At 66.1% G+C, this 1,109-nt stretch carries 1 protein-coding gene and 1 pseudogene; one reads left to right on the top strand and one right to left on the bottom strand.

Annotation, left to right across the window (positions count from 1 at the left end):
- The first annotated feature begins 420 nt into the window (after positions 1 to 420).
- Positions 421 to 759, top strand: a complete 339-nt coding sequence (locus EJK15_RS69500; protein WP_138720957.1) for a hypothetical protein — start codon at positions 421 to 423, stop codon at positions 757 to 759.
- Between the two features lie 159 nt (positions 760 to 918).
- Here the strand turns inward: EJK15_RS69500 and EJK15_RS69495 are convergent.
- Positions 919 to 1,109, bottom strand: a pseudogene (locus EJK15_RS69495) (IS701 family transposase); the annotation flags it as partial.

The raw sequence follows: 1,109 nt of genomic DNA, 5'->3' as shown, positions 1-1,109 counted from the left end.
TGTGTATAAGAGACACGCCCACGGCTTGTGCTTGGCCGTCCGCCACTGCCTCCTGGGCTTCTTCGCAGGCCCGTTACGGAAAAGGACCGGTACGTCGAAGCTGTCGGCGTAGGTGAGCGGTGGCTCGTCGGGGACGTGCGCGGGGATCATGTGGATCACTCTGGCACGGTGGGATCGCTTCCGGCGCCGGGTATGGGGTTGCCGGCCGGTTCCCAGTGGGAGCCATTCGGTTGGCCTCGGGAGCGGGTGTGGGGCTCAAGAACTCGAGTACTTCAAGCGCAGAGCCCTTCGTCCGGTGGGAGGAAGGGCTCTGGGGCGCCGAATGGCTGGTCCGGGTCACCTGGGATCATGTTTCGTGATCTTGTCGATGGTGTATGCCGTCACCCGGCGTCTGTTGTCTGAGGTGCCCACCTCCAGCTCATGCTGAACGCCGGTGGCGCCGCCCTCGCCGCCCTGGCCGACCTGCCCGACATCGAACCGGCCCTTCTGGAGGCCATCGAAGCCTGCCTGCCGTCCGGTCGGCACATCGACCTCGACCTTGGGATCGCCGCCCTGTCCACCCGGCTGACCGCCCACCGCCTGGCCACCACTCAAGACCCGGCGCCACGAGCCGCGCTCCATCTCACCCATGCGAACCGCCTGCGCAACGTCGGCCAGCACCAGAACGCCCTGAAAGCCTCCCAGCAGGCCGTCGACCTGTACGGCGAGCTGACCCGACTCAACCTGAGCTTTCCCCCGCACTCCGGACACTTGACCTGAGGTCATCCCCGATCGAGTGCGAGCCCTAGTACTACAACCTGATTTTGTGATGTTTAAGCCAGCGTTTCCAGTAGTGGCTGCTGCGGGCGCGGGTCTGGTCCTGGCGGCGGCGAGCGGACCAGGCAAGGGCGAAGTCGAGCGGTCTGATGATCGTCGTGGTCAGGTGTGCCAGGAGACGGCGGATCTCGGCGGGTGTGAGACGGACCAGGCCGCTTGGGCTTTTGGGGCGTGAGCTGCGGTGACGGCCAGATAGGCGTGGGCGAGCATCGCGAGGGTGATGTGCCGATGCCAGGCGTCGAACCGGCGGACCTGGTAGTGGTCCAGGCCGGTCTCGTTCTTGGCCGCTTGGA

This window comes from Nonomuraea basaltis, from assembly GCF_005893125.1.
Classification (GTDB): domain Bacteria; phylum Actinomycetota; class Actinomycetes; order Streptosporangiales; family Streptosporangiaceae; genus Nonomuraea; species Nonomuraea basaltis.
Note: the sequence above shows the minus strand (reverse complement) of the source record. Positions and strands in the feature narration are given on the sequence as shown.

Excerpts from the sequence above, each read along its gene's own strand:
- EJK15_RS69500 (WP_138720957.1), top strand. The coding sequence starts at position 421 with ATGCTGAACGCCGGTGGCGCCGCCCTCGCCGCCCTGGCCGACCTGCCC.